29 protein-coding genes are annotated in these 26,199 nt (G+C 53.5%); 2 read left to right on the top strand and 27 right to left on the bottom strand.

Translation table 11 applies throughout. The annotated features are described in order from the left end of the window. Positions 1-207: 207 nt before the first annotated feature. From NST44_RS24725 to NST44_RS24760, 8 genes are read right to left on the bottom strand one after another with little or no spacing between them, the layout of a single operon-like run. Positions 208-1,197: a biotin--[acetyl-CoA-carboxylase] ligase gene (locus NST44_RS24725; protein ID WP_007129856.1), complete on the bottom strand. Its 990-nt coding sequence runs from the start codon at positions 1,195-1,197 to the stop codon at positions 208-210. Further along, on the bottom strand, positions 1,184-2,482 hold the full coding sequence (locus NST44_RS24730) for a CCA tRNA nucleotidyltransferase (protein WP_007129855.1): 1,299 nt from the start codon (positions 2,480-2,482) through the stop codon (positions 1,184-1,186). Before NST44_RS24730 ends, NST44_RS24725 begins: the two co-directional genes overlap by 14 nt. 49 nt (positions 2,483-2,531) lie before the next feature. Beyond that, the gene (gene bshA / locus NST44_RS24735) at positions 2,532-3,695 is read right to left on the bottom strand and encodes an N-acetyl-alpha-D-glucosaminyl L-malate synthase BshA (RefSeq protein ID WP_007129854.1); all 1,164 of its coding nucleotides are present in this window, start codon (positions 3,693-3,695) and stop codon (positions 2,532-2,534) included. A 32-nt stretch (positions 3,696-3,727) separates the two neighbouring features. Next, positions 3,728-4,435, bottom strand: a complete 708-nt coding sequence (gene bshB1 / locus NST44_RS24740; RefSeq protein WP_007129853.1) for a bacillithiol biosynthesis deacetylase BshB1 — start codon at positions 4,433-4,435, stop codon at positions 3,728-3,730. After that, entirely contained in the window at positions 4,432-4,854 is a 423-nt protein-coding gene (mgsA, locus tag NST44_RS24745) for a methylglyoxal synthase (RefSeq protein WP_007129852.1), read from the bottom strand. Before mgsA ends, bshB1 begins: the two co-directional genes overlap by 4 nt. 17 nt (positions 4,855-4,871) lie before the next feature. Beyond that, positions 4,872-5,675 (bottom strand): 4-hydroxy-tetrahydrodipicolinate reductase, encoded by an 804-nt coding sequence (gene dapB, locus NST44_RS24750; RefSeq protein WP_007129851.1) that lies wholly within the window; start codon positions 5,673-5,675, stop codon positions 4,872-4,874. Beyond that, a complete protein-coding gene (locus NST44_RS24755; RefSeq protein WP_007129850.1) occupies positions 5,665-6,231 on the bottom strand; it encodes a tetratricopeptide repeat protein in 567 nt (188 codons plus the stop codon). The genes dapB and NST44_RS24755 overlap by 11 nt, the downstream gene beginning before the upstream one ends. Positions 6,232-6,282: 51 nt before the next feature. Continuing rightward, entirely contained in the window at positions 6,283-6,618 is a 336-nt protein-coding gene (locus NST44_RS24760; protein WP_376773065.1) for a nucleotide pyrophosphohydrolase, read from the bottom strand. Between the two features lie 221 nt (positions 6,619-6,839). On the opposite strand from NST44_RS24760, the gene NST44_RS24765 reads away from it, so the two are divergent. Beyond that, a complete protein-coding gene (locus NST44_RS24765) occupies positions 6,840-7,709 on the top strand; it encodes a YitT family protein (RefSeq protein ID WP_007129848.1) in 870 nt (289 codons plus the stop codon). Positions 7,710-7,770: 61 nt separating this feature from the next. Here the strand turns inward: NST44_RS24765 and NST44_RS24770 are convergent, their stop codons facing one another. The 8 genes from NST44_RS24770 to NST44_RS24805 all read right to left on the bottom strand — a co-directional run bounded on the left by NST44_RS24770 (position 7,771) and on the right by NST44_RS24805 (position 13,805). Continuing rightward, positions 7,771-8,640, bottom strand: a complete 870-nt coding sequence (locus tag NST44_RS24770; RefSeq protein ID WP_007129847.1) for a sporulation protein YpjB — start codon at positions 8,638-8,640, stop codon at positions 7,771-7,773. A 68-nt stretch (positions 8,641-8,708) separates the two neighbouring features. After that, positions 8,709-9,344 (bottom strand): DUF1405 domain-containing protein, encoded by a 636-nt coding sequence (locus tag NST44_RS24775; RefSeq protein WP_007129846.1) that lies wholly within the window; start codon positions 9,342-9,344, stop codon positions 8,709-8,711. Between the two features lie 179 nt (positions 9,345-9,523). Then, positions 9,524-10,408, bottom strand: coding sequence for a menaquinol-cytochrome c reductase cytochrome b/c subunit (locus NST44_RS24780; protein ID WP_007129845.1), 885 nt, complete (start codon positions 10,406-10,408; stop codon positions 9,524-9,526). 21 nt (positions 10,409-10,429) lie between these two features. After that, positions 10,430-11,101: a menaquinol-cytochrome c reductase cytochrome b subunit gene (gene qcrB / locus NST44_RS24785; protein WP_006209500.1), complete on the bottom strand. Its 672-nt coding sequence runs from the start codon at positions 11,099-11,101 to the stop codon at positions 10,430-10,432. Positions 11,102-11,116: 15 nt separating this feature from the next. Beyond that, positions 11,117-11,662 carry a ubiquinol-cytochrome c reductase iron-sulfur subunit gene (locus NST44_RS24790; protein WP_007129844.1) on the bottom strand — a complete coding sequence of 182 codons (546 nt, stop codon included), beginning with the start codon at positions 11,660-11,662 and terminating at the stop codon, positions 11,117-11,119. Positions 11,663-11,856: 194 nt separating this feature from the next. Continuing rightward, on the bottom strand, positions 11,857-12,273 hold the full coding sequence (locus NST44_RS24795) for a DUF2487 family protein (protein ID WP_007129843.1): 417 nt from the start codon (positions 12,271-12,273) through the stop codon (positions 11,857-11,859). Between the two features lie 104 nt (positions 12,274-12,377). Then, positions 12,378-12,557, bottom strand: a complete 180-nt coding sequence (locus tag NST44_RS24800) for an IDEAL domain-containing protein (protein ID WP_007129842.1) — start codon at positions 12,555-12,557, stop codon at positions 12,378-12,380. 111 nt (positions 12,558-12,668) lie between these two features. Continuing rightward, positions 12,669-13,805, bottom strand: coding sequence for a hypothetical protein (locus tag NST44_RS24805; RefSeq protein WP_007129841.1), 1,137 nt, complete (start codon positions 13,803-13,805; stop codon positions 12,669-12,671). Between the two features lie 494 nt (positions 13,806-14,299). Here NST44_RS24805 and NST44_RS24810 point away from each other — a divergent pair, with 494 nt between their 5' ends. Then, positions 14,300-15,058 carry a class I SAM-dependent methyltransferase gene (locus NST44_RS24810; protein ID WP_007129840.1) on the top strand — a complete coding sequence of 253 codons (759 nt, stop codon included), beginning with the start codon at positions 14,300-14,302 and terminating at the stop codon, positions 15,056-15,058. 112 nt (positions 15,059-15,170) lie between these two features. Here the strand turns inward: NST44_RS24810 and NST44_RS24815 are convergent, their stop codons facing one another. The 11 genes from NST44_RS24815 to trpE all read right to left on the bottom strand — a co-directional run bounded on the left by NST44_RS24815 (position 15,171) and on the right by trpE (position 25,855). Beyond that, positions 15,171-15,791, bottom strand: coding sequence for a histidine phosphatase family protein (locus NST44_RS24815; RefSeq protein ID WP_007129839.1), 621 nt, complete (start codon positions 15,789-15,791; stop codon positions 15,171-15,173). A gap of 34 nt (positions 15,792-15,825) precedes the next feature. After that, complete coding sequence (locus tag NST44_RS24820; RefSeq protein ID WP_007129838.1) at positions 15,826-16,428, bottom strand: anti-sigma factor family protein; 603 nt, start codon at positions 16,426-16,428, stop codon at positions 15,826-15,828. Beyond that, positions 16,425-17,018, bottom strand: coding sequence for an RNA polymerase sigma factor (locus NST44_RS24825; RefSeq protein WP_340900900.1), 594 nt, complete (start codon positions 17,016-17,018; stop codon positions 16,425-16,427). The genes NST44_RS24820 and NST44_RS24825 overlap by 4 nt, the downstream gene beginning before the upstream one ends. Before the next feature lie 402 nt (positions 17,019-17,420). Further along, positions 17,421-18,509 (bottom strand): prephenate dehydrogenase, encoded by a 1,089-nt coding sequence (locus NST44_RS24830; protein WP_208604295.1) that lies wholly within the window; start codon positions 18,507-18,509, stop codon positions 17,421-17,423. Between the two features lie 74 nt (positions 18,510-18,583). Continuing rightward, the gene (gene hisC / locus NST44_RS24835) at positions 18,584-19,681 is read right to left on the bottom strand and encodes a histidinol-phosphate transaminase (RefSeq protein WP_007129835.1); all 1,098 of its coding nucleotides are present in this window, start codon (positions 19,679-19,681) and stop codon (positions 18,584-18,586) included. 55 nt (positions 19,682-19,736) lie between these two features. Next, positions 19,737-20,564, bottom strand: a complete 828-nt coding sequence (gene trpA / locus NST44_RS24840) for a tryptophan synthase subunit alpha (protein ID WP_007129834.1) — start codon at positions 20,562-20,564, stop codon at positions 19,737-19,739. Continuing rightward, the gene (gene trpB / locus NST44_RS24845) at positions 20,561-21,760 is read right to left on the bottom strand and encodes a tryptophan synthase subunit beta (protein ID WP_007129833.1); all 1,200 of its coding nucleotides are present in this window, start codon (positions 21,758-21,760) and stop codon (positions 20,561-20,563) included. Before trpB ends, trpA begins: the two co-directional genes overlap by 4 nt. Then, positions 21,757-22,431 carry a phosphoribosylanthranilate isomerase gene (locus tag NST44_RS24850; RefSeq protein WP_007129832.1) on the bottom strand — a complete coding sequence of 225 codons (675 nt, stop codon included), beginning with the start codon at positions 22,429-22,431 and terminating at the stop codon, positions 21,757-21,759. The genes trpB and NST44_RS24850 overlap by 4 nt, the downstream gene beginning before the upstream one ends. Positions 22,432-22,445: 14 nt before the next feature. Continuing rightward, the gene (trpC, locus tag NST44_RS24855; protein ID WP_007129831.1) at positions 22,446-23,252 is read right to left on the bottom strand and encodes an indole-3-glycerol phosphate synthase TrpC; all 807 of its coding nucleotides are present in this window, start codon (positions 23,250-23,252) and stop codon (positions 22,446-22,448) included. Beyond that, positions 23,242-24,282 carry an anthranilate phosphoribosyltransferase gene (trpD, locus tag NST44_RS24860; protein WP_007129830.1) on the bottom strand — a complete coding sequence of 347 codons (1,041 nt, stop codon included), beginning with the start codon at positions 24,280-24,282 and terminating at the stop codon, positions 23,242-23,244. Before trpD ends, trpC begins: the two co-directional genes overlap by 11 nt. Before the next feature lie 19 nt (positions 24,283-24,301). Continuing rightward, positions 24,302-25,855 (bottom strand): anthranilate synthase component I, encoded by a 1,554-nt coding sequence (trpE, locus tag NST44_RS24865; RefSeq protein WP_007129829.1) that lies wholly within the window; start codon positions 25,853-25,855, stop codon positions 24,302-24,304. Positions 25,856-26,199: the final 344 nt, after the last annotated feature.

The raw sequence follows: 26,199 nt of genomic DNA on the forward strand, positions 1-26,199 counted from the left end.
AAAAGAGTCACTCGCGATCGTCCCTTCTGTCTCGGTCCTTTCGGCTCAGAGCAGAATCCAACGTAACCGGCATAACAGTTATGAAGGTGTTCTAAAATAATGCATGATTCCTAATGCTACTTGCCAAGAGTGCAGCTCGCAATCGATCGCGATACCGCCTCTGGCTATAGTATAACAAAGTCCGAAAATTTTTTCACCCTGTTTGATTTACCTGGTATTGAAAAGAATTTCGCCGGAGTACACCGGAACCATTTCACCTGCGTCGCTGCGCACCATAAGGGCGCCGTCCTTATTCAAGCCGGTAGCTGTTCCCGTGAAATCGCCTTGCCCCGACTGTACCCGGACTTCGCGCCCGACCGTGCCCGACAGCGCCTCCCATGCGGAGGCGATAGGCTCAAAACCCTGCTCATTATATAATTCGTAGAGAACTTCCATTTCCTGCATGATCGTTTGAATCAGCTCTGTCCGGTTGACGACGTTCCCGCCAGCCATCCTTACCGAAGTCGCCACGCTTCGCAGCTCCTCCGGAAAATCGGTCTCCTTCAGGTTTACGCTGATCCCGATTCCCGCTACGCAATAACGGATCCGCCCGTCCTCCGCGGTGGATTCCAGCAGAATGCCGCAAACCTTCTTGCCTTCATATAAAATATCGTTAGGCCACTTGATTTGTGTCTGCACACCCGCTGATTTTCCGATTGCGCGGCATACCGCCACCCCCGTGAGCAGGGTCAGCTGCTGGGTTAAATGCAGCGGCTGCTTCGGTCTCAGGATCAAGCTCATCCAGATGCCCTTGCCGCGGGGCGAATGGAATTTGCGCCCCATCCGGCCGCGCCCGCCGGTCTGCTCTTCCGAGATGACGAGCGTACCTTCAGGCGCGCCTGCCTCCGCCAGCTCCCGGGCATCCTCCTGCGTCGATACGGTTCGGTCCAGCAGCTTGATCTGCTTGCCGAAAGAGCGGCTCTTCATTCCGGCTCCCAGCAGCTGTTCATCCAGCACGTCGGGCTCGTCCACCATACGGTAGCCGAGCCTCGGAAGCGCTTCGAACTCATAGCCGTGGCTTCGCAGCTTGTTGATCTGTTTCCATACCGCCGTCCGGCTGATGGACAGCCTGCGGCTGATTTCTTCTCCCGACAGGAACTGACCGGGATGCTCCTGAAACATACGGAGCAAGGAATACCCTTGATCATGATCCTTCATGATTCATTACCACCCGCTTTGCTTCATCAATCAACGATTCTTTATCATTGTTAATCTGGCCGGCCGCTGCAAGAAGCAGCAGCTGCCCGAGCAGCTCGCCAAGCCATGGGCCGCCGCGTTTGCCTAGCGCCTGAACCAGCTCATTGCCGGTCACTGCCAAATCCTTCAGGCTCTGGATCTGCATCTCCTCCAGCCATTCGGCAAGCTGCCTGTTTGCAGTCTCCGCCGTCGCTGCGGCACCGGAATGATGGAGCGCCTGCTGCAGTCGCAGCCAGCCTCCAGCCGACGCCTTCCCATGGGTGAGCACAAGGCGAACCCATGGAAGCTTATCCATTCCATCTTTATCGGCTCCGGTGATTTTAAGCCACTCTTCTTGAATGGACATCAGACTCACGATTTCCTGCCGCTGCTTGTTGGAGAACGTCCATCCCCGCAGTAGCTCATCCGCGGCTTGGGACCGGATATCGCAAGCCAGCAGGAGGAGCGACCAACGGATGTACGCATGCTCCGGGTCTATGAGCGGGATCGCCGATAACATGCTGTCATCATGGCCGGTATAAGGGAACGGCGCCTTCATCCGTGAATAAAGCCCGCTGCGGACGAACATGCTCAAGCCCCGCAGCGGCGAAGGACCGGTCATGATTTTTTCAAATTCGCTCCGGATCCGTTCCATGGCGATAAAGCTCAGCGTATCTCTCTCCGCAAGGATCCCCTTCCACGTTCGCGGCGCGATCGAGAAGCCGAATACCGAAGCGAACCGAATGCACCGAACCATGCGGAGCGCGTCTTCCCGAAAGCGCAAGGATGCTTCGCCCACGCAGCGGATCCTGCGCCGGTCGATATCCGCCCGGCCGCCGAACGGATCCACCCATGTACCGTCGAGCCCGATCGCCATCGCATTCATCGTAAAATCCCGCCGTCTCAAATCTTGCTCGACATCTCCGACAAAAGCCACCTCCGTCGGATGACGGTGATCCTCGTATCCGCCTTCGATCCGGAAGGTCGTCACCTCAAAGGCCTCCCCTTCCATCAGAACCGTCACCGTTCCGTGCTGGATGCCGGTCGGAATGACTTTGGGGAACAACGAGGCCGTTATCTCCGGCCGGGCAGAGGTCGTGATGTCCATATCGCTGACCCGGCGGCCCATGTACTCATCGCGAACGCAACCGCCGACCCAATATGCCTCATAGCCATGCTGAAGCAGCGTCCGGATGACTTCCGCGCTCCGATCCGCCATCGCCTGATCCGCATATTGCCATTGTATTGATTTCTGCCCATTTCTCATGATTTGACGTTCCTTCTTTATCCGAAAAATAGACGAGAGGATCTGAGCTTCAGCCGCATATCGGCTTCAGCTCGTTGACCTCCCGCCCCAATACTCGGTAATAGATTTGCTCATACTTGCCGCGAATCAACTCATTGCAGAACATCGTTGTCGCGCGCTGCAGGCAAGCCTTGCGCATCCGTTCCGCAAGCTCCGCATCTTTGAATATGGTAAGCACATGCTCCGCCATCGCCGCCGTATCGCCGATCGGGGCCAAGAAGCCCGTCTCGCCGTGCGTAACCAGTTCTGGAATCCCTCCGGCCGTAGAGCCTACCGTCGGCACGCCGCAGGCCATCGCCTCCAGTGCAACGAGGCCGAAGCTTTCCTTCTCGGATGGAAGCAGCAGCACATCGGCCATGGAGATGACATGCGCTATTTCGTCTTGCTTGCCGAGGAAATGAACCTTATCTTCCAGCCCCATCTCCTTGATGCGGCATTGGATCTTCGGAAGCTCCGGCCCTTCCCCTACCAGCAGCAGCTTCGCAGGCATGTTCCGCTGGACCCGATCGAATATATCCAGCACGTCCCCTACCCGTTTAACCGGGCGGAAGTTGGAGATATGCATCAGAACCTTTTCCGCCGGGTTGGCGTAATCCCTTCGGAGCGATTCCGAATGTCGAGGGTAATACACTCTCGGATCAACGAAATTATAGGTCAGATCAATGTCGCGGGTAATGTCGAGCAGCTCCCTTGTCTCCCGGATCAGATCCTCCGAAACCGCCGTTACGGCATCGCTCTCATTGATCGCCAATCGGATCAAGTCCTTCAGCGATTCGTCTTGGGCCAGCACCGTAATGTCGGTCCCGTGAAGCGTTGTTACGACTTTAAGCTGATCCCCCACCATCTGCTTCGCGAGGAAAGCGCAGACGGCATGCGGAACCGCGTAATGAACATGAAGCACGTCAAGCTGCTGCATGTTCGCCACCTGCGCCATCTTGGTCGCCAGCGACAGATCATAAGGCGGGTACCGGAATACATAATAATCGTTTACTTCTACCTCATGATAAAAAATATTTTTATGAAAGGAGCCTAAACGAAACGGAATGCTGTGTGCTATAAAATGAACCTGATGGCCTTGCTCCGCCAGAAGCTTCCCAAGCTCCGTCGCCACCACGCCAGACCCGCCCAATGAAGGATAGCAGGTAATCCCTATTTTTAATGGTTGCTGTTTCATATAAGGCCTCCTTCAACGTCACCTTCTGTATATTATGCCTGTTTGGAGCCGAATAGATGAACGGTATACGGACTTTTCGAGGCAAAGCCTTCCGCATAAGGAATAAGGCTGCGCGCGCCCAATAACGAATCCCTGGCCCGCACACGTTCGATATAACCCTCGGTTAACGGAGTGGACACCGCATTCTCGTCCGTCTTCTCAAATTGCGAGCGGTAGCAGGAGAGTGCCCGTTCCTTCGTCCCGTATTGCTCGGTCACGTCCACGATCAGATCCGTTCTGCCGATATCATTAATGAAGTAAAAATAGAGCTCGTCCACTTTGACTGGCGGAAGCTCAGGCAAATACCGCCGCAGCTTCGCATTAAACACCGCTTCCTCAACAAGCCGGCTGGCAGCCACGTGATCCGGATGGCGGTCTTCCCAGTACGGAGCAAACACGATGGACGGAGCATGCTTACGAATCTCGGCCGTTATCCGCTCGACATGCTCGGGCGTTGCGAATAAACCGCGATCCGGCAGTCCCAAGTTTGTCCGGACCTTAAGGTTCAGCACCTCGGCTGCTTGCTCCGCTTCCCCCCGGCGGATCTCCACCGTTCCATTGGACGACATCTCCGCCTGCGTCAGATCGCATATGCCGACAGACCGTCCTGCCGCGACATGCTTCGCGATCGTGCCGGCCATGCCGATCTCCGCATCATCCGCATGCGCGCCGAAGATTAAAATATCCAGCTTGTCGCTCATTGTCCGTCCACGCCCGGCTTATACTTGTGAACGAGCTCCCGCCAAGCGAAATCTCCACGGTCCAGTGCTTTGACCAAAATTTCAGCCGTCGCCACATTCGTTGCAAGCGGAATTCCCTGGACATCGCACAAGCGAAGCAGCGCGTTAATGTCCGGTTCATGAGGCTGAGCCATTAAAGGATCGCGCAAGAAGATGATAAGATCCATCTCGTTGTCCGCAACGAGCGCCCCGATCTGCTGATCGCCGCCAAGCGGGCCCGAAGCGAAACGGTGAATGCTCAGCTCGGTCTGCTCCATAATGCGCGTACCTGTCGTGCCGGTAGAATATAGCTTATGGTCTTTAAAAACGCCCTCATAGGCGATAACAAAGTTGACCATCTCTTCTTTTTTACGGTCATGTGCGATAAATGCAATATTCATCTGATTTCTCCCCTATGTTAGTCGATAAAATGATCAAAACCATAGATTAATCCTGAATAGCCCATTACCTTCTCGATTGCCATCTTCACGCCCGGCATATAGGCTGCACGCTCATAGGAATCGTGACGGATCTTCAAGCTTTGTCCGTAACCGCCGAATATGACCTCCTGCTGCGCAAATACGCCGGGGAGCCGCAAGCTGTGGATGCGGAAGCCTTTGTAATAACCGCCTCTTGCACCTTCGATAACCTCTTCCTCTTTCGGATTGCCTTGCCGGATTTCCTCGCGGTTAGCGGCTATCATCTCGGCCGTCTTGATCGATGTTCCCGATGGTGCGTCCAGCTTCTGATCGCCATGCGTTTCGATGATTTCAACATGCGGCAGGTATTTGGCGGCTTGGGCGGCAAACTTCATCATCAGAATGGCCCCGATCGAGAAGTTCGGCGCGATCAAACCGCCGATTCCCCGCTCCTCGCACTGCTTGTCCAGCTCTTCGATCTGCTCCGGCGTGAAGCCGGTAGTGCCCATGACGGGGCGGACACCGTGCTTAATCGCCAGCGCCGTATTGCTGTATGCGAACTGAGGCGCCGTAAAATCAACCATAACGTCAGGCTTCGACTCCACCAGCGCCATTTCCAAATCCGACGTCACTTGAATACCGCAGGCCGGAAGACCTACCAGGGTCCCCGCGTCCTTGCCCGCATCCGACCGCCCAACGGCTGCCGCCAGCTCGAGCTCGGGATCCCCCAGCACCAGCTTCACAACCTCTTTACCCATCCGACCGCCGGCGCCGACAACGATTACCGATATTTTATCTGCCATTTTCATGTCCTCTCTTTCCGTCCGATGCCGGTTCTTGCAAATATGATTTCAGACGCTGCTTAAGCTCTTCCATAATATGCTGCAGACTGCTCTCCTGCGGATATAAAGCAATCACTTCCCTCAAGGTGGCAATGGCCATGGCATGTTCATTCAGCTCGCTATAAACGAGGGCCAGCCATACATAGGCTTGCGCGTATAGCGGGTCCATCGCGACAGCGGACTTCAGGTGCGAAACCGCCTGATACAGTTCCGACTTGGTGACATCCGTACGTCCCTCAACCATTTTTCTCGCCTTCTGAACCAGCTCGGCAGCCTTGATATGCTGCAGATGAAGGGTGTATTCAGGTTTGTCCGGCTGAAGCCGCACCGCTTCCTCCGCGTGGGAGATTGCCATTTCCAGTCGGTTGCTCCGGCCGTACGTGATCGAGCAGCGGTAATGAACCTCAGCATCCCCGGGATTGGCCTGGATCGCTTCCTCGAACCAGCGGAGCGCCTCTTCGAAATCATTTTGAAGTATGCATCGGTATGCTTTTTGTATATAAGTTTCCGATTTCACTGGCTGTCCCTCCCCCGCAGCGGGTTTTGGTACAGCATATGTAACAGCGGCCTAATCGGTGTTTATTTTCGTCCACCGGTCGGCGTCACGCGTCGTGAATTTGTGCATCACTTTATTATGGGCTTCGGTCAAATCAATGCCAAGCGAATTCGCGAAGCAGATCGTGATGAACAAAATATCGCCAAGCTCGAGCTCAATGGAATTGTCCGCTTCATCCGCTTTCTTCGGCTTCTCGCCGAATTGGTGGTTAACCTCCCGCGCCAGCTCTCCAACCTCTTCCGACATCCGGGCCATCATGGACAACGGGCTGAAATAGCCTTCTTTGAATTGCGAGATGTAGCGATCGACTTCCTGCTGCATTTCAGCCATTGATTTTCCCAAGATCATTAACTCCCTTCAATGCTCGTTTTCTTCCAGGCTTTGCCCCAATCTCCCCGAATCCGCCCCATTCCATGAAGGGATCCCAAGATTGTTTTAAACCTATGTTATCGTAAAGCGGTTTTGAAAACAAATATTTTTTATCCCTTCCCTGATCGGTACATACTAGTCGGGTTAATCTGGAAACCTGAACATATCGGAACATTACAGACCAGAATGCGAGGGGTAATATGAGATCAAGCAAATGGCTTGAACAGCTTCAGTTGATCATCCCGATTATGTTCGGGACGGCGATCTATGCTTTCGGATTGCTGTACTTTATCATTCCGAACGAACTGATGGAAGGCGGCGTTACCGGCATTACCGTACTTCTTAATTATGCGTTCAATATCGCCCCCTCCATCTCTACGATGGTCATCAACATCCCGCTGTTTCTGCTCGGGATGAAAATTCTAGGCAAGCGCCAATCCATCTATACCGGGCTCGGGATCGCTTCCTTAACGCTGTTTCTCTGGCTGTTCGAGCTTCTGATCGACAAGGGCTGGATGATCCCCTTCCGAACGGAGCATGATTATATTCTCGCCTCCCTTTACGCCGGAGTCACGCTCGGGGCAGGGCTCGGTATCGTTTTTCGTTTCGGTGGAACGACCGGGGGCTCCGATATTATTGCCAGAATCGTGAACCGCAAATTTGGTTTTAGCATGGGGCAGGTGATCCTCAGTCTGGATATCCTCATCATCGGATTGTCCTTGTTTTTTATCCCGCTTGAACGGATTCTGTACACCCTGGTTGCCGTATTCATCGCTTCCAAGGTGATCGATTTTATCCAGGAGGGGGCATATGCCGCGAAAGCCTTTACCATCATCAGTGATCAAGCGGAGAAAATCGCCGATCGCATCACCGTTGACATGGAGCGGGGAGTCACATTGATCCCGGCTATTGGCGTATACTCCCAAGAAGCAAAGCACATCATTTACTGCGTCGTTTCCAGGCAAGAAATCAGGCGGTTGTCCGGGATTGTCAAATCCGTCGACCCGCAAGCATTTATGATCATAAACGATGTCAATGATGTGCATGGGGAAGGATTTAAAGAAGAATAGCCCGGCTTTCGCCGGGCTATTCTTGATTTGCTGCATCATCCTGCCCCCGCCCCCCAGGCTTTTAAGCCTTGGGCGGAAACAGCGACTTCGAACTGTTCAGCTGTCCCCGATATTTGCGGTACCCTGCAAAGATTAAAGCAGCCAGGATGATTGCGCCTATGATGACCTGCCAGGTCCACGGCTCCTTTACCTGGCCAAGCGGAGCCAGGGCAGGCTCATCCCTCTTTTTCCCGAACAAGGTATTCACGAGCTCTTCCCCTTGCGGCACGATCCGCTGAACCCCCTCGGTATCGCCGGACGACACGAGTCCGCCCGCATAAGATAGCCAGGACTCGACCATATTGACTTCATCCGGCTTGCGCTGAATGATGAGCGAAGGACGAATCAGCTCATAATGGCCCTGCAGGCTCTCGAATGCGCTCGACATTCCCTGCTTATCCTGTTTACCCGCATGCTCCCTCATCCTATCCAAGTCTTCTCTCACAACCTTAAAATACTGCAGCCACAGCGCGTCCTTCGTATGGGTCAGGCTGTCCGCGGCCAACCGAAGCTTCCCCGCGGTCAACATCCAGTGCTGCGGATCCTGGGAGGCATGCGCCGTCGCTTCTTTCATTTCAATGATGCTCTCGGCCAGCACATGAATGCCTTCGACTCCGGTTAAGCCCTGAAAGGATGAGGCCTCGAACATGCCGGAGACTTTCCTGACCTGCTCCAATACCGCCTGGATATTGCCCTCCTCAACGTAGCGGTACAGCAGTTCTACTTCCTTATTGAATGCCTTCGCTTGTATCGGGGCAGCGGGTGAGGATTCGTCTGCATCCTTTACAGCGGCCGACCCCGCCCATATCGGATTCCCCGTACCGATCGCTAATATGAGCAATATAAGAACAGCAGGCACGTATCGGCTCAGTTTGGGCATGTTTCGTAACATGGGACATCCCTCCTACCGTATATGTTATGGCAGGAGGGATGTCCATAGAACCCGAAAGGTAATGTGCGTTACATGCTTGATTTATGCAATGCGTATTTCCTGGACAGCCAGGCGGCTAGACCGCTGACCAGCGTAAGCAGATAGGTGAACAGCTCAACGGCCGACAAGTTGTCGTACAGCTGACCCGGCAGCCAAGGGAAGACGCCGTAAGAATAATCCACCGTATCGTTCAGGAATGTCCAAGCAATCGCCCCGGTAAGGGCGGTCCAACGATAATGAAACAGCCTTACGAACAGGAGCGCTTCCACCGCCATCGCCGTATGGGATACAACCAGCATCCAGTCCTGCCACACCAGCACATCCCCTTGGGCTTGTCCCGCGAAGATGATCGCGACCGCCCAGATCCCGTACTTCACCGACGTAACGACCGCCAGCGCCTCGATCCATTGCTGCACCATCGCGCCTAAAGCCGTCCTAGGTGGATAAAGCAGCAGCAAGATCGCAATGCTGAAGAACAAGCTGGCCGTCGGACTGTCGGGCACGAAGATGACCTGCCAATACTGGCCCCGGCTCACCGTGTCGGAAATTTGATGGCCATACCATATGTATCCATAAATCGTACCGAGCACATTGCATATCAGCAGCAGCCACAGGAACGGCCGTTTTCCGATGAATTCCCTGCTCCAAAAATATGATAATGACAAACTCCGTCCCCCTCAAATCGTTAACGTTCATTCGCTGTTCGCGACTAACGCGTATTATAACCTAAATTACTGCCTTTTTCATCTGTAGTAAAAGCGTGTTCGATTCAGCTGCACGATTCTTCTAACCTGCCTCTAAAGAAAAAACCTGACCGCAAGATGCGATCAGGTTCTGGCTATTGCTATTCAGCCGCTTCAGCCTTCTGGCTTGCAAGCCATTCGGCCAATTGGTCGAGTTCCTCTTCCGTTACACCAGCATTAAGTGCAGTGTCTTTCATCGGAGGCATCGAGCCTTGACCCTTCTCAATAATGGCAACGATCTCTTCCTTCGTATGGGTATCACCGACACCGCGCAGCGATGGACCGGATGCTCCCTTCAAGTCGGCTGCGTGACATGAGATGCATGTAGCCGTCTTGAACGTTTCCATGGCCGGATTGTCCTTATCGACGATCGCAACCACGCTGTCCTCAGGCTGCTTCGCATTCGAAGTCGGCAGTCCTGCGGCATGCTTCTCTTCAGCCTCTTCTTCCCGCTGAATATGCTCAGGCTTCTGACCGGATTCTTTCAGCTCGTGCTGATAGTGCGTCCAAGCCGAGTTCGTCAGATAGACGATGGAAATCAGTGACAAAATCATGAGCGACGAAGCGATCGGACGCTTATAGAAGCGGCGTTCCTTGCCTGTATCCAGGAATGGCGCAAGCAGCAGCGAGCCGAATGCGATACCGGTCACGCCGATCGTTCCGAGCACCACATAATCGCCGGAAGCGTACGGAAGCTTCAAATACTCATAAAGGAACAAGAAGTACCAGTCAGGCATCGGGATTACGGATGCCCCCGGATCAGCCGGATAACCGAGCGGAGCCGGCTCCGAGATGGTCAGCACTAAGAAACCGACCAGAACGACAACACCAACCATCCATTCCTTCAACAAGAAGTTGGGAATGAACGCTTCTGATTTGCCAGGGTAAGCGGTGTAATCCGGCGGTACGACCCAGCCGTTGCCCTTGCGTACACGGGAATCACCGACAAAAACAACTTTCTCATCAGATTTATGACCATGTGCCATAAATTTGCGCCTCCCTTCTTCTTATAGTGGTCCGGAAATACCCTGTCTGCGGATCATGATAAAGTGTCCTACCAGTAGGGCCAGGAGCACAGCCGGGAGGAAGAATACATGGATGGCGAAGAAACGTGTGAGCGTTTCGGCGCCTACAATGGTACCGCCCTGCAGCAATTCTTTAATGATCGGACCGAGCCAAGGCACGGAGTTCGCAATTTCGAGTGTAACCTTTGTTGCAAAGTAAGCTTTGTTATCCCATGGCAACAGATAGCCTGTCAGGCCGAGGCCAAGCATAACAAAGAAAATAAGCATGCCGACTACCCAGTTCATTTCACGAGGCGCTTTGTAAGAGCCTGTGAAGAACACGCGCATCGTATGCAGGAACATCATGACGATAACCAAACTCGCGCCCCAGTGGTGCATACCACGGACGATTTGCCCGAAGGCGACCTGCGTCTGCAGATATTCAACACTGTTGTACGCGTTGATGATATCGGGCACATAATACATCGTCAGGAACATTCCCGACAAAATCTGGATGACTGTGATGAAAAACGTCAAACCGCCGAAACAGTACACAAACGCGGAGAAATGGTGCGCAGGGTTTACGTGCTCAGGGACCTCATGGTCCGCAACATCTCTCCAAATCGGCGTGATATCGAGACGCTCGTCAATCCAGTTGTAGACATTCTTCAACATCCGAATCTACGCCTCCTATGATACTACGGTATTTGGTACAATTTCGCCGAGGTAAATCCAGCCGTTCTCCACTTTCGTCTCGTACTGGTCAAGCGGCTTCGGCGCGACTGCAAGGTTCTTGCCGTCCGGCGTATAACGTGCGCCGTGGCAAGGGCAGTGGTACTCATCCGGGAAATTCTTGTTGCTGTTCCATCCGACAAGGCATCCCAGATGCTTACAAATCGGCGAAAGCGCTATAATCTCACCCTGATCATTCTTGCGAATCCACGCCGTCAGCGTAGCTGTACTGTTGTACCAGCCATCCTGCTGCTGAAGCTCAAAATGGAACTCTTGTGGTTCGTTGGTAATTTTGCTCTCCTCTACGACCTTAACGAAAGCTCCCTCTTCCTTGTTCTGAAGAATTGGATCCACGGCAAAACGGAGCATTGGCAAAACTACCCCAGCAGCCATGTAAGCTGTGGCACCGCCCAACGTGTATGTAAGAAATTGTCTGCGGGACATCTCTTTCCGGCGGGGTGGATTGTGCGATTCTTCATGCTCGTCATTGTGGTTGCTGCTCATTCTGTGTTCAACCCCCTTTGTCAACCGTTCTTAAGTGTCATCAATGATTAAAATCACACGACGTACTAGGACATACTAATAATATATTAGGCACCCAAGACCGTCAAGAATGTGAAGGCCAAAAATGGGTTCGCTTCCAACAGGCCTCTCATAAATTGTTGGTATTTTGTCACAATTTCATGCACCGTTTTTCACTACCCCTGCCACATTTCACTGATGCCCGCTGAAACGGCTGCGGAGGCCTTGCTTCCATCCGCCTCAATCCTGCGCCGGGACAGCACAAGCGTGCTCTCGGGGACATCCTCCGGGCTAAGATCACCGTCCGCCGTCATAACGACGACATATTTAAATCCGGCCTTTTTAACATTGTGACATACTTCATTTAAAAGCGTCGTATCCTCAGTCTTTCCATATTGCACGGCAGGATATGTAACGATTCTGCCCTTAAACGGAATTTCAGCCAAATCCATGAAGTCTCGCAATCTCTCGAGCGCGCTGGTCGCTTCCCATGGAGGCTCCTGGCCGGTCAAACCGGTGAACGGTATTAAACAGGTGTCATAATAAGGCTGCAGCTCCGGCCAAGTCTGCTCGTCCACTTCACTAAATTTCATGTAACGTTACATCCTTTCTCTCACGCCAATCGCTTTTTTACATCATTATACGAGTGAGAGCCCGGATAAGGCAAAAAAAAGAAGAAATGCATGAAGGCATTTCTTCAGTTCAAAGTCCTCAGTTCATCCGTCAGGTTTTTGAAAGCCACTTCATCTCCGGATGCCAGCGCTGCGTCAATTTCCTTATACAGTTCTTCACTCCGATGCTTACGCAATGCCTCGTCCCATACCATTTCAGCAGCCAGACCTAACATAACTTCGTAAGTAACCTTCATTTTATCCATTAGGATGCACCTCCAAACCAAATTTTAACTAAGTAGCTTGCCTCGTGTTTCGCTTTCCTCATTTCCTTCAACCACCATATCATGCGTCACCCGGACGGCCATTTGCTGCCTTTACTTCAGCTCTTTCGAATCGTTGATGTGGATGCAAGTCTCCGCTGCTTTTAAGCCGAGCGCTGTCATCTTGTACGCTGTGCCGTGCGCCGCGCTTTCCCCGATCCGCAGCAAGCCCAGATGCATCAGCATCCGAATCAGCCGCTGTTCGAGGATGTTTTGCGGGCTGTCATAATAGAACGGGCGGACGAGCCATCCCAGTGATTCGTAGAGCGACGCGGCACTCACCCAATCGCGCGCGCATTGACTGATCCAGTATACGAGCGAGGTAATGTTGGGAATTGCGCCTTTATAAAGTCTTAACCAAAAGCGGAATATCTGCATCACGCTAACTTGATTTCCTTCATCGAGAAGCGAGGCCCCGCTGTCGGTAAGCACCAGCCGGCTGCCGTTCTCCCTGACCCATTGCCTTGCATACGCATAATCGTATAACAAAGCTAGCCGGTCGGGATAGGCAATGCAGGATCGGCCGTATCCGAACCTCCACGCCCCTTTGGCTATGAGCGGTTCATCAATGTGGAGCATGCCCATTAGCTGTTGTTGGTTCCGCCGATACATAAAACCTTCGAGGTTCAGCTCGATGTCATGGCGGCCGATATACTTGAGCATCAGCAGCAAATCTTCCACGATCAGTCCCTGCTCGTCCCGGTAGGCCTCCGGATCACCCGGCAATCGCTGCAGCGGTTCAAGAAGGCGTTCGCGCAGCGCTTCCCTGAAGCGCAGCTTTAGATCGGAAGGAACCTGGAACATATATTTCGTGGAATGGGTGAATCCGTTAAACAGCCAGCCGCTTCTGCGGTAGCGCGCTACGGCTTCGCGAGGGCTTTCGGTTTGTCCCGCAGAGCTCTTCCCCTTCTGATTGTCGCTGTTGACCTCCGCAGCTTGGCGGATAGCCGCCGTCAGCTCTTCCAGACTGTAACCACTCCTGGAGTCAAATACCAGATGGTTCAGAAAGCGAAGATCGCTCGGGGACAAGCTGCCGATCTGCTCCTCTAAAAATTCCCTTCCTCCAAGCTTGCTTAAGATACTCTGGATTAATTCATGCTTCGAGTTTCTCTTGGCGTCGCATTGATAGTGATTCGCGATGCTGCTGAGCTGACCGATATCGGCATAAGTGAGCATATCCGCTAGATTCATCGTTCATCGCCTCGCCGTTTTACATCCATTATGGGAATGTTTCGATCATTTGATACCTGTTCTCTCTCGTTTCATGAAGTTTCATGTCCCTAGTAAGCGTCGGAATCAACTGATCTGCATGGTGGTTTTATCATCTTTAACGGAATAGCGGCTCCATAAACGTGAGATTGCGTATTTTTTTATACTATTTCTATGCCCTCTTAATCCATGATAGAATCTGCGATATTCTCAATGAAAGGGAATATATGTTAAACTGGATTACAACGTCTGCTCGTGCATGTAACGGATATCTGTCTCAACGAATGGTTAACGATGAGATGCACGGATACGGTTAGCGAACGAAAGAGGTGATCGGTCATGACGACCCGGGAACACGAAACATAACAACGCGGATTATGGATTCGAGGACCTCCGATTGACGGCACTCGCTTTGTATTCCATAAGGCGACAAGCCGATCGTTATCAACAAATGAACATATGGAGGTTCGAATAAAATGAAGGTCGATGATCGTTTTGAACACTATATCAATGAAGCCCGGCAGGCATTCTCCGGTTGGGACTTCTCCTATATTACCGGATCAGGCCGCATGCAGCTGCAGCTGCTCCCTTGGTCGCTGGGAAGCATTCTGATCCCTTATATCCGCTGCGCGAAGAGCTTGCTTGATATGGGAACGGGAGGCGGTGAATTTTTATCGACGCTGCAGCCGTTCCCGAAGATCACCTATGCCACGGAAGGGTACCCACCGAATGTGCCCGTTGCGCGCCGCAAGCTGGAGCCGCTTGGCGTTCAAGTCGTATATGTAGAAGACGATGAGAAGCTTCCGCTGCCTGATCGATTGTTCGATGTGGTCATGAACCAGCACGAATCGTATGCGCCGTCCGAGATTCGGAGAATCCTGGCCGATCAGGGCGTTTTTATTACCCAGCAGGTCGGCGGAACCGATTGCTACCAGATCAATGATCTGTTCGGCGTTCCGCTCAATGCCGAGTTTGCCCATTGGAACCTCGATTACGCAGCCTCAGAGCTTCGGAATCACGGGTTCAACGTCACGTTCGCGCGCGAGGATTACCCCGTCCAGCGGTTTTACGATGTCGGTGCGCTTATTTACTATCTTACAGCCATTCCGTGGCAGGTCCCGGATTTTACGGTGGATCGTTATAGGGATGAGCTGAATCACATACACGAGTGGATCCAATTGCAGGGCTACTTCGAGGTAAGGCAGCATCGTTTTATTATGATTGCCTCGTTGTAATCTGATATTGTGGAAGGTTTCCCCCGGCTGAACTCATTTTAAATAAAAAATCGCCCCTGATCGATGATCTGCTGAATCATCGGATCAGGGGCATATTCTGTATCGGGGGTTATTACTTCGTCGGCAGCACATTCGTTCCCTGGCCTTCCGCCGGCTCCGTCAACAAATGCTTGGTACAGTTATAGAGCAGCGGCGACCAGTCATCGTCCTTGCGTTCCACGATCGTCAGCGACAGGTTGCCGATGCGCTGGCTGAGCTGACCGCGGCAGACGAGCTTATACAGCTGTGCCAGAAAACCGCCGTGACTTACAACGAGGATATTGCTGTTCCGATGCTTGATCGCCATATCGTCCAAAAAGACAAGTCCTCTGGACATCAGCTCCACATCGGACTCTTGGCCCAAATCCTGCTGATGCCAGTCGGTTCCGAACCGGGCCTCCCGCTCCTCCGCCGTCAGCCCTTCTACCTGGCCGTATCTCCGCTCCCTTACACGGGGATCCGGATCAGCTACCGGAATGCCGAGCATGGACGCGATGATCTGCGCGGTTTCTTCCGCACGGGAAAGGCCGCTGCTGATCGCAAAGTCCCAATGATAGGGCTCCTGGCGAAGCCGCTCGCCAAGCAGCCGTGCCTGCCGCCGTCCTTCCTCATTCAGCGGAATATCCGTCTGTCCCTGTATTTTGCCCATCGCATTCCAGTCCGTTAAACCGTGGCGAACCAACCCTATCAGCATGATCTTCCTCCTCTTGTATATTTCAATGCATTCGCTATCGTCTGACCCGATTCAGCCGCATCAGGAAATACATGGCCAGCCCCACACCCAAAAGCGACAGCAGCATCCAATACTGCGGCTCGGTAGGACTCATTCCAACCACAAACGGATCGATAATTCCGCTGTTGGTCTTCGGAATGTTATAATCCTTCGCTGTCAGGCTTTGACCGGTATCGGCGATCCCTGTCGGGATAATTCCGGTTGCGTCTGCCTCGGGCTTGGGCTCGGCCGGACTTCCTATGACGGCAAAATAGATGAAGCTGCACACGAACAGTGCCAAAAATCCGGCAATCCATAAGGTCAAACGCTTGCGAAACACTCGGCTTACTGCGCGGCTCTTTGAGGTTTCCTCCACCAGCCAAGGAAAATCCCGATAAATACGGTCCATGACATTGCGGTTGATTCGTTCGCTATCGATCCCCGGAATATCCTCCTCCTCCAAAGCATGGACCATGTTCAAGCTCTGAAGCCACAATTCGTACTCCGCCGCGCACGCGCTGCAGGTTTTTACATGCCCATTCAGCCGCTGTCGCCGCGGATCTTCGTCAGGCAAATCCCAGACACTTTCCATCAGCTCTCGGGCTTCTTCGCAATTCAATTGCTCTTCATCCCTCTCAGCTCTTCCATGACCGGTTCATAGAAATAAGGCTCGAGCTGAATTTTGACACTGCCTCTGGCTCGAAATAGAAGGGATTTGACGGAGCTGACGCTTTGACCTAATATGTCTGCGATTTCCTGATAGTCCAGCTGATCGTATTCCCGGAGAATCAGCGCTGACCGCTGCTTCTCCGGTAAATTATTTATTGCTTCCCTTACCATATGTACGCGTTCGCTTCGTAAAATCGCCTGTTCGGGTGCGACCTCAATCGGGGCCACGGGAACGACACCGCTCTCCTCCAGCGGCAGCGTACCGCTGCGATGCTTCCGGAGCTCGCTCAGCACCGTATTTCGCGCAATGGTATACAGCCATGTCGAGAACGATGCATCCACCTCGCGAAACGAATGCAGGCTGCGGAAAGCCTTATAGAATGTTTCGGAGCATAAATCCTCCGCCATCAGCTCCATGTTGGAGCTCTTTAACATATGATAGACAAATGCCAATATTTTTCTCTGGTAACGCCGCATAAGCTCCGAGTACAATTCGGTATTGCCCTGCTTAATTTCTTGTATTAACTGGGAATCCGTCATATGATTTTTCGTTCCTCCTTCTCCCATCGGTGCCTCAACTTCCTTGAATGTCCAAGGAAACGATCAATTAGGATCTGTAAAAGTACCGTCAAACCATATATAGTTACGCCTCTTGGTGACTGACTATTCTATGTATTTGGCAATTTCCCCAAATCTTCTACACTAGCACTCTAGCATTATAGCACATATTGGAGAAAGAATCAGTTTTATGCCAGATTTCATGGCATGACCAGGAAAATGACAAAAAAAAACCGCCTTCATCCGAAGACGGCCGCACATAGTGCAATATTTTGGATAGGAGTGGAGAGAAACCATACTGTACTTTTATTATATGTATACGTTTTCATTTTGTCAATACTGTAAACGTATTTATTTGCGGTTGTTTAAAAACAACCGCAGCAGCTATTGATAAACGGGATGCCCTTTCGATAACAGCAGCTCCTTCGCCCGTTCCTGATCCACTTCGTTCCGGAAGGACAGCCTCATTACACCCGGCACGTCTTCCCGGCTTTCGATGATTTGAATATTGCTCAGGTTGATGCTGTTGGCCCCGAGCTCGGTCGCAATGCGTCCGATAATTCCCGGATGGTCAGGCACATCCAGATACAAGTCATATTGGGATACAATCATGCCTTTACGTCTTTCCGGCAGCACGCTGCGGAATTCGCCCGCTCTGCGGAAGGCCTCTTCTATGGCAGGTCCGTCGCCAACCTCCAGCATGTCCATAAAGCGCTGTATTCCCTCGTTCCAATCACGCAGCAGCGGCAGCATGACGCTTCGGTTATTCAGCAGAATATCCCGCCAAACGACCGGGTCGCTCGATGCAATCCGCGTAATATCGCGGAAGCCTCCGGCAGCCAGTGTGCGGTACAGCGCATTATCGTCGTTATAAGCGCTGATCTGATTGACAAGCGCAACGGCAATGATATGAGGCAGATGACTGATGGCGCCCACAATTTCATCATGCAGCCGAGGCTCTACCCGTACGATATGTGCCCGGGTATGTGCCAGAAGACGTGCAAGAGTATCCAGTTTCTCCTCCGGGACGTTATCCGCCGGGGTAAGCACATAGTACGCATTTTCGAACAGCAGCGTCGAAGCCGCCCCGACGCCGGAGCGCTCCGAACCGGCCATCGGATGTCCGCCGATAAAGCAGGCATCCTTTAGCTCAAGCTGTGAGGCGCACTCGGCAATGCTTGCTTTGGTGCTTCCCACATCGGTTATGATACAGCCGGGCTTTAATTGAATTTCGTTCAACTGTTTCAGATAGTATTCCAGGCTGCCCACCGGAACGCAGAGGAATATAACGTCTGCGTCCCGGGCTGCCTCCTCCACTGATAACGTAACATGGTCTACTACGCCTTTGGCCCTTACCTGATCGGCGTAAGCTTCGGTATGCGCGTAACCCGTAACGGTGATCCCCGGCTTGCCTTTAAAGCATAATGCCAACGATCCGCCGATCAAGCCGACACCAAATATGGATATATGCATGGTCATGTTCTCTCACTCGTTTCAAACTGCGATGTTTAGCTGATTATGGTTATTTCCAATCTGTTCCTTAAATGTTATACTACAGGACTCACTTCAGCGATTACCTGCTCAAGCGCCCCGATAAAGGCATCGTTCTGTTCCTTCGACCCGACCGTCACCCGAATCCAATTCGGATACCGCTCGAATCCCGGGCGGACGATGATGCCTTTTCTGAGGAGGGACTGGAAGACATCCTTTCCGGATCTTCTCACATCGATCATGATGAAGTTGCCGTGTGCCGGGAAATACGACAGCCCGAGACGGTCCAGTTCTCCTTGAATATACTTGATCCCTTCTTCATTCCGCTTGCGGCACTCGGCCACGAACGCTTGATCCTTCAGTGCAGCCTTAGCCGCTGCCTGGGCAAGACGACCCGTATTAAACGGCTCCCGGACACGGTTGATGAGGGAGATCACCTCTTCTTGAGCAACCCCATATCCGATCCGCAGCGCCGCCAACCCGTAAATCTTGGAGAAGGTGCGAAGGATGACCAGATTCGGGTAGCGACCCATCAGCGGGATGCTGTTCGGGTACGAAGCGTCGGTAACATATTCGAAATAAGCTTCATCGAGAACGACCATAATGTGCTCAGGAACGGAGTCCAGAAACTGTACAAGCTCCGTCTCCGAAACAATGGTGCCGGTCGGGTTGTTCGGATTGCATACCCAGATGATTTTGGTCTTATCCGTGATCGCGTCAAGCATGCCTTGGAGGTCGTGCTTTCCATCGACAAGCGGAACTTCAATGCTGACGGCACCTTCAATCTCGGCGTTGGTTTTATATACCGAAAAAGTCTGATCGGCCATGATCGTTTCGTCGCCGGGAACGAGGAACGCCCGGATAATGAGCGCGATGATCTCATCGGAGCCGCAGCCGAAAATAATCTGAGGGCTTGCAACGTTCAAATGCTCCGCCAGCGCAGCTGTCAATTCCGCTGCACTGCCGTCCGGATACAGGCTGAGCGTTTCCAGCTCCGCCGTGATCGCTTCTCTAGCAAGCGGCGAGCAGCCGTATGGATTTTCGTTCGAAGCCAGCTTGATCACGCGATCCAGCCCAAGCTCCTTCTTCACCTCTTCGATCGGTTTTCCCGGCTGATAGACGGGAAGATCCACGATTTGCGCTTTTGGTTTCATTTGATATTCGCCTCACCTTTCATATCTATCTCTACAACTTAACTCTGTAAACACCCTATCGGTCAAGGGCAAGCTTCGCACCTTTTAATTGTGCCACAAATTGTCCGATTTGCGAAAGCCCTTGGCTGCGGGTCTCCTCACAATCCAGCAGCGGAATATTCGATTCGATCGTACGCACGATGGCGCTGCCGACAACGACGCCGTCACAGATCTTGGAGAATCTGGCCACCTGCTCCCCCGTAGAAATACCGAAGCCGATCGCGATCGGCACACGGCTGTATTCCTTTACCGTCTCAAGGAACGCCTCTACGCCGGAATAGAAATCCGTACGTTCGCCCGTTACTCCGAGCGAGGATACGCAATATACGAAACCGGTCGCCTCCGACAGGATGGTAGCGATCCGCTCATGGGAGGTCGGAGCAACTAACGGAATGAGGTGAACCCCCGCCGCCGCTGCACGGGTTCGGATCTCCGACGATTCCTCCACGGGCAGATCCGGTATGATCAGGCCGCTGATATCGTGCTTTAGCACCTCCTCGAAGAATGTGCCCAGCCCCATCTGCAGCACCGGATTATAATAAGTGAACAGGATGAAAGGCAATTGGCTGCCGCGTTCCCGAGCCTTCAGCGCGATGTCCATGCAGGTCCGGATCGTGACTTTGTTCTTGAGCGCCCGCTCGGAAGCCCGCTGGATCACCGGTCCGTCCGCCAGCGGATCCGAATACGGCACGCCCAGCTCAATGATGTCGGCGCCGGCGCTTTCGAGCTCGGCGATGATGTCCAGGGTCGTTTCCGGGTCGGGATCGCCAACGGTCAGATATGGGATGAGCGCCGTTTTGTTGTGCAATTTCAATGTTTCAAACGTCTGATCGATCCGGTTCATATCGTCTTCCCTCCCGTGTATGCCATAATGGACTCTACGTCCTTGTCCCCGCGACCCGACAAATTGATGACGATCAGGTCCTCCTCGGTCCATTGCGGGGCCATCTTCACGGCTTGCGCCAGCGCATGCGCGGACTCCAGCGCCGGAATGATCCCCTCGGTCCGGCACAGCAGCTGCAGGGCTTCAAGCGCCTCCGCGTCCGTGATCGGCTCATATTGAACCCGCTCGATATCCTTCAAATACGAGTGCTCCGGGCCGACGCCCGGGTAATCCAAGCCGGCCGAGATCGAATGGGCCTCCTGAACCTGGCCGTACTCATCCTGGAGCAGATAGCTCATCGAGCCTTGGAATACGCCCTGGGTCCCCTTGGTCATCGTAGCCGCATGGAACTCGGTCTCAACCCCTTTGCCGGCCGCCTCGACGCCGATCAGGCGGACCTCGCTATCCTCCAGGAACGGATAGAACATACCGATTGCATTGCTGCCGCCGCCGACCGGTGCCAAAATCATGCTCGGCAGCCGGCCTTCGCTCTCCAGAATCTGCCTGCGCGTCTCGTCTCCGATGATTCGCTGGAAATTGCGAACCATCATCGGGTACGGATGCGGTCCCACAGCCGATCCGAGCACGTAGAACGTGTCCTCCACGTTGCTGACCCAGTATCGGAGCGCTTCGTTGCCGGCATCCTTCAGCGTGCGGCTGCCGGACGTTACCGGTATAACCTCGGCTCCGAGCATTTTCATTCGGAACACGTTAAGCTGCTGCCGCTTCGTGTCTTCTTCGCCCATAAACACTTTGCATTCCAGTCCAAGCAGCGCAGCCACGGTGGCCGTCGCCACTCCATGCTGGCCGGCGCCGGTCTCTGCGATTACCTTCGTCTTGCCCATCCGTTTGGCAAGTACGCCTTGGGCAATGGCATTATTAATTTTATGGGCGCCCGTATGGTTCAGGTCCTCCCGCTTCAAATAAATTTTCGCCTTGCCGAGATGACGGCTGAACCGCTCGGCGTAATACAGCGGCGTCTCCCTCCCGGAATACTGCTTCAGCAGATAGGCAATCTCCTCCTTGAAATCAGCATCCTCCGCATAGCGGTTATACTCCTGTTCCAGCTCGATTAAGGCGTTCATCAGCGTTTCCGGCACAAACCGTCCGCCAAATACCCCGAAACGTCCATTGACGTCAGGCAGCTTTGTTCTCATATGCCCTTCACCCTTTCCACGAATGCTTTCACTTTCTGTATGTCCTTCACGCCCGGCTCTCTCTCGACGCCGCTGGATACATCCACGCCATCGGGAGCGTACCGGCTGATTAATTGCGGTACATTATCCGCATCGAGCCCTCCGGCCACGAAGAGCGGAATTCCATGCTTCTTGGCCCAGTCTTGGTATGGTGGAATGATATCCCAGGCGAATGTCTTGCCCGATCCCCCGCCATATTCCGGATCGAAGGTATCGACGAGCAGGCCGTCAATGCAGCCTGCATACGAGTCCAGCGCAGCCATTCGTGCTTCATCGCTCTTCTCCCCGCCGATCGATACCACTTTAAAAACGGAAACCGGGAAGCGCTCCTTCACTTCCCGGCAAAATTGCGGCGTTTCCTGACCGTGCAGCTGTATGACGTCAAGCGGGGCATGCGAAAGCAGCTCCTCAAGCTCGCTCCAATCAGGATTAACCAACACGCCGACGGCGGCGGGTGCCTGTCCCGGGCTCCACTCCTTTAATATGCCGATCAGCTCCCCGGCCTGCTGAGGCGTCACCTTCCGCCGGCTCTTGGCAAATACAAATCCGATATAATCCACAGGTAAGTTTATCATAGATTTTAGCACTTCAACGCTTTGAAGTCCACATATTTTTACGGCCGTATCTTTCATCCAGCTGCTCCCCTTTACTCCGAGTCAGCGGCCACCGGCAGCGGTCCCATCAAATCATTCACGGCACGGAAAACATCCGGCTGTCTCATGAAATGTTCTCCGACCAGCACGCCATGCGCGCCAACATAATGCAAATACGAGATATCCGCAGGCCGCGATATGCCGCTCTCACTGATAAGCGTCACGCCTTTAGGCACCTCGCCTGCCAGATCGGCCGTCGTTTCCAGCGAGGTTTCGAATGTACGCAAATTCCGATTGTTAATGCCGATCAAAGACGGATTCAGCTTAAGGACCGTCTGGAGCTCCTCGCGGTCATGGACCTCAATCAAGCAGTCAATTCCTAGAGAAGCGGCCAGGTCCATAAAATCCGCCATTCGTTCCTGCGTAAGAATTGCAGCAATGAGCAGGATCGCATCGGCGCCAAGCAAGCGCGCTTCATAAATTTGCGTCTCGTCGATAATGAAATCCTTGCGAAGCAGAGGCAAACGGACGGCCTCGCGAACGGCCTTTAAATATTCTCCGCTCCCCTGAAAGTACTCCCGATCCGTCAGGACGGAAAGGCAATCGGCATCGGCGGCCTCGTAGGCCTTCGCGATCATGACCGGATCAAAATCGGGCCGGATCAACCCCTTGGACGGCGAAGCCTTTTTCACTTCGGCGATCAAGCCCATGCTGCGTTTGCGTCCTTCCGCAAGCGCCCTAGCAAATCCGCGAGTCGGCGGCAGCTCCTGAATCCGGCTTTCCGCTTCCGCAGCGGAAAATGTTTCGCGCAGCTTCGCGACCTCCTGCTTCTTCGTGGCTACGATTCGATCAAGATACATAGCTTAATTCCCCCGTCCGTATAATAAGCTGCTCCAGTTTTGCCTGGGCAAGCCCTGAATCAATAGCGTGCGCAGCCTGCTGCACACCTTCCTTCAGACTGTCGGCGAGCCCGGATACGTAGATGCAGGCTCCCGCATTCGCCAGGACGATATCCCGGTACGCGCTTTTCTCTCCACGGAGCACCGAGCCGATAATCGCGGCATTTTCTTTGGCGTCACCGCCGAGAATCGCGTCCATCGGATGGACCTGCAAACCAAGGTCGGCAGGATGTATATCATAGGTCCGCACTTCTCCGCCCCGAAGCTCGGATACTCGGGTCGGAGCCGAAACGCTGATTTCATCCAAACCGTCATGGCTTGTGACAACCATCGCTCTCTTCAATCCGAGCTCCTTCAGCACATGGGCGATCGTTTCCGTCTTGCTCATGTCATATATCCCGAGCATCTGCCGGTCCGCCCCTGCCGGATTCGTCAGCGGCCCCAGCATATTGAACACCGTCCGGACCCCCAGCTCCTTCCGCGGCGCGGCCGCATGCTTCATCGACGGATGGTAGATCTGGGCGAACAGGAAGCAGATGCCGATATCGTCAAGGCAAGCCTTGGCCTGCTCCGGCGTCAGGTGAATGTTTACCCCCAGCGCTTCCAGCACGTCCGCGCTCCCGGCCCGCCCGGAGGCGGAGCGGTTGCCGTGCTTCGCCACCCGGACCGATACCGAGGAGGATATGATGGCCGATACCGTTGAAATGTTGAATTTATGAATGCCCGATCCCCCGGTTCCGCAAGTGTCCAGCAGCCGGTTGCGCTCCGTGACGACTCGCCCGCCGGCTCCTCTCATCGCCTCGGCAAAGCCGGTGATTTCATCGACAGTCTCCCCTTTGATCCGCAGGGCGGTCAGCAGTCCTCCGATTTGAGAAGGAGTGGCCAGCCCGTCCATAATGGACTGCATCACCCCGCGCGCTTCTTCACGGCTCAGGTCTTGGCCTTCAATCAGCTTGGAAATGCTGGATTGCATCGGTTCCATAACGTTCATCTCATTCTCCTCCTCTGAGTTAAGGTGTGTATTGATACAGATAATCCTGGTTAATGAAATCCTCAGCGCCGCTGTTTGCCGGGAACATCGCTTCCGCCACCCGGATCGCTTTCAGCATCCCTTTGGCTTTATTGACCGTCTCCTCATACTCCTTCTCGGGTATGGAGTCCCATACGATGCCGGCGCCGGCCTGAACATATGCTTTTCCCCCGCGGAATATAATCGTCCGGATGGTAATGCAGGAATCCATGTTGCCGCCAAAGCCGAGATATCCGATCGCTCCGGCATAAACGCCCCTGGCTTCCCGCTCCAGCTCCGCAATGATCTCCATCGCTCTCAGCTTCGGCGCGCCTGACACGGTTCCGGCCGGAAGGCACGAAAGGAACGCATCGAAGAAGTCCTTATTCTCGCCGAGGCGTCCAGAGACCCCGGATACCATGTGCATCACATGCGAGTATTTTTCAATCTCCATAAAGGTGTCGCATTTCACCGAGCCGAATTCCGACACGCGCCCGAGGTCGTTTCGCCCCAGATCCACCAGCATCAGATGTTCCGCCCGCTCCTTCTCGTCCTGCAGCAGCTCCTCCGCCAGCAGCTGATCCTCGGCTTCGTCGATGCCTCTTGGCCGGGTTCCTGCAATCGGTCTCGTCTCTACGCGCCGGCCGTCAACCTTGACCAGAGCTTCCGGGGAGGTTCCCACGATAATGTCATCGTCCAATTTGAGGTAATACATATACGGCGAAGGGTTCAGCGTGCGGAGCACGCGATAGACGTGAAGCGGCGATACGTCCGTCTCAATATGAAACCGCTGGGACAGCACGACCTGAAAAATATCGCCCGCCCGAATATACTCCTTCGCCTTCTCTACGTTGTCCATGTATTTCTCTTTGGTCATGTTCGATTGAATATCTCCCAGCTCGATATCTGCCGGGATGCTTCTGGAATTTACATTCTCCCTCGGCCCGTCTTCCTGCAGCTGCTCCGCTGCCGCCTCGAGCTTGCGCCGTACATGGTCATACTTCTGACGGATGTCCTCGTCCGTATCTCCAGGCTTGATGTGCACGTTGCCGATGAGCATGATCTGCTGCTTCACGTGGTCGAACACGATCACCTGGTCACAGAACATGAACCTGATATCATCCATGCCCAAATCGTCCAGCGCATGGGCCGGCAGCTTCTCGTAGTACTGCAGGAGATCGTATCCGAAGAATCCGATCGCCCCGCCTGTAAACGGAGGCATATCCTTGAGCTGCGGGCTGCGGTACTTTCGCAGAAGCGCCTTGAGCTCCTCTACCGGCTTTCCCTTTAGCACGGAACGCTCGCCGTTCATTTCGATTTCGATGCCGCCTTTTTTGCCCCGAATCATCAAGAAGGGATCTGTTCCGATGAACGAATAGCGCGCCCATTGCACGCCGCCCTCTACGCTTTCAAGTAAAAATGCCCGCTTCCGCTCCGCATACCGCTGAAATAAGCGAATCGGCGTCTCCATGTCGGCCAACAGCCGGATCGCTACCGGAATCAGATTATATTCGCCTGCCATTGCCACCACTTGCTCCATCGATGGATGTGCCATGCCAAACCCTCCTTCATGATTATCAAATACAAAAAAAAACCTCTACCGAAGTAGAGGTTTGGTTCGTCTGCATATGAGAATTGTTTATTAAGAGCACGGTACAGAAATCCCCAAAGGCTTCACCAAATCCAATGCCGTGCTGTTCGTATACCTGACGCGTCATAGAATACGGCATCTGCCGGCATCCCTTCCGCACAAGGTAGAATAGCCCAATCATCATCAATGAACCACGGATTCCTAATCCCGATATGAAATTGCCTAGGATGCTTAACTCTGCTCTTCTCAACTCAACTCATCTGTGAAACCTAAACTCTACTCAGCTATATTCTGATACCACTATACAG

The sequence above is a fragment of the Paenibacillus sp. FSL W8-0919 genome (assembly GCF_038003785.1).
In the GTDB taxonomy this organism is placed as follows: Bacteria; Bacillota; Bacilli; order Paenibacillales; family Paenibacillaceae; genus Paenibacillus_AQ; species Paenibacillus_AQ lactis.

Excerpts from the sequence above, each read along its gene's own strand:
- NST44_RS24795 (WP_007129843.1), bottom strand. The coding sequence starts at position 12,273 with ATGAAATTTAGTGAAGTGGACGAGCAGACTTGGCCGGAGCTGCAGCCT.
- NST44_RS24825 (WP_340900900.1), bottom strand. The coding sequence starts at position 17,018 with ATGACGGATTCCCAGTTAATACAAGAAATTAAGCAGGGCAATACCGAA.
- NST44_RS24800 (WP_007129842.1), bottom strand. The coding sequence starts at position 12,557 with ATGGATAAAATGAAGGTTACTTACGAAGTTATGTTAGGTCTGGCTGCT.
- hisC (WP_007129835.1), bottom strand. The coding sequence starts at position 19,681 with ATGAAACCAAAAGCGCAAATCGTGGATCTTCCCGTCTATCAGCCGGGA.
- NST44_RS24815 (WP_007129839.1), bottom strand. The coding sequence starts at position 15,791 with ATGCTGATAGGGTTGGTTCGCCACGGTTTAACGGACTGGAATGCGATG.
- NST44_RS24730 (WP_007129855.1), bottom strand. The coding sequence starts at position 2,482 with ATGAGAAATGGGCAGAAATCAATACAATGGCAATATGCGGATCAGGCG.
- NST44_RS24725 (WP_007129856.1), bottom strand. The coding sequence starts at position 1,197 with ATGAAGGATCATGATCAAGGGTATTCCTTGCTCCGTATGTTTCAGGAG.
- trpB (WP_007129833.1), bottom strand. The coding sequence starts at position 21,760 with ATGAGAACAAAGCTGCCTGACGTCAATGGACGTTTCGGGGTATTTGGC.
- NST44_RS24810 (WP_007129840.1), top strand. The coding sequence starts at position 14,300 with ATGAAGGTCGATGATCGTTTTGAACACTATATCAATGAAGCCCGGCAG.
- NST44_RS24850 (WP_007129832.1), bottom strand. The coding sequence starts at position 22,431 with ATGAAAGATACGGCCGTAAAAATATGTGGACTTCAAAGCGTTGAAGTG.
- trpD (WP_007129830.1), bottom strand. The coding sequence starts at position 24,282 with ATGAACGTTATGGAACCGATGCAATCCAGCATTTCCAAGCTGATTGAA.
- NST44_RS24790 (WP_007129844.1), bottom strand. The coding sequence starts at position 11,662 with ATGAGCAGCAACCACAATGACGAGCATGAAGAATCGCACAATCCACCC.
- NST44_RS24770 (WP_007129847.1), bottom strand. The coding sequence starts at position 8,640 with ATGTTACGAAACATGCCCAAACTGAGCCGATACGTGCCTGCTGTTCTT.
- trpA (WP_007129834.1), bottom strand. The coding sequence starts at position 20,564 with ATGAACCGGATCGATCAGACGTTTGAAACATTGAAATTGCACAACAAA.
- NST44_RS24805 (WP_007129841.1), bottom strand. The coding sequence starts at position 13,805 with ATGAATCTAGCGGATATGCTCACTTATGCCGATATCGGTCAGCTCAGC.
- mgsA (WP_007129852.1), bottom strand. The coding sequence starts at position 4,854 with ATGAATATTGCATTTATCGCACATGACCGTAAAAAAGAAGAGATGGTC.
- NST44_RS24780 (WP_007129845.1), bottom strand. The coding sequence starts at position 10,408 with ATGGCACATGGTCATAAATCTGATGAGAAAGTTGTTTTTGTCGGTGAT.
- qcrB (WP_006209500.1), bottom strand. The coding sequence starts at position 11,101 with ATGTTGAAGAATGTCTACAACTGGATTGACGAGCGTCTCGATATCACG.
- NST44_RS24830 (WP_208604295.1), bottom strand. The coding sequence starts at position 18,509 with ATGCATATATCCATATTTGGTGTCGGCTTGATCGGCGGATCGTTGGCA.
- bshA (WP_007129854.1), bottom strand. The coding sequence starts at position 3,695 with ATGAAACAGCAACCATTAAAAATAGGGATTACCTGCTATCCTTCATTG.
- NST44_RS24760 (WP_376773065.1), bottom strand. The coding sequence starts at position 6,618 with ATGATCTTGGGAAAATCAATGGCTGAAATGCAGCAGGAAGTCGATCGC.
- bshB1 (WP_007129853.1), bottom strand. The coding sequence starts at position 4,435 with ATGAGCGACAAGCTGGATATTTTAATCTTCGGCGCGCATGCGGATGAT.
- trpE (WP_007129829.1), bottom strand. The coding sequence starts at position 25,855 with ATGGCACATCCATCGATGGAGCAAGTGGTGGCAATGGCAGGCGAATAT.
- trpC (WP_007129831.1), bottom strand. The coding sequence starts at position 23,252 with ATGTATCTTGATCGAATCGTAGCCACGAAGAAGCAGGAGGTCGCGAAG.
- dapB (WP_007129851.1), bottom strand. The coding sequence starts at position 5,675 with ATGGCAGATAAAATATCGGTAATCGTTGTCGGCGCCGGCGGTCGGATG.
- NST44_RS24765 (WP_007129848.1), top strand. The coding sequence starts at position 6,840 with ATGAGATCAAGCAAATGGCTTGAACAGCTTCAGTTGATCATCCCGATT.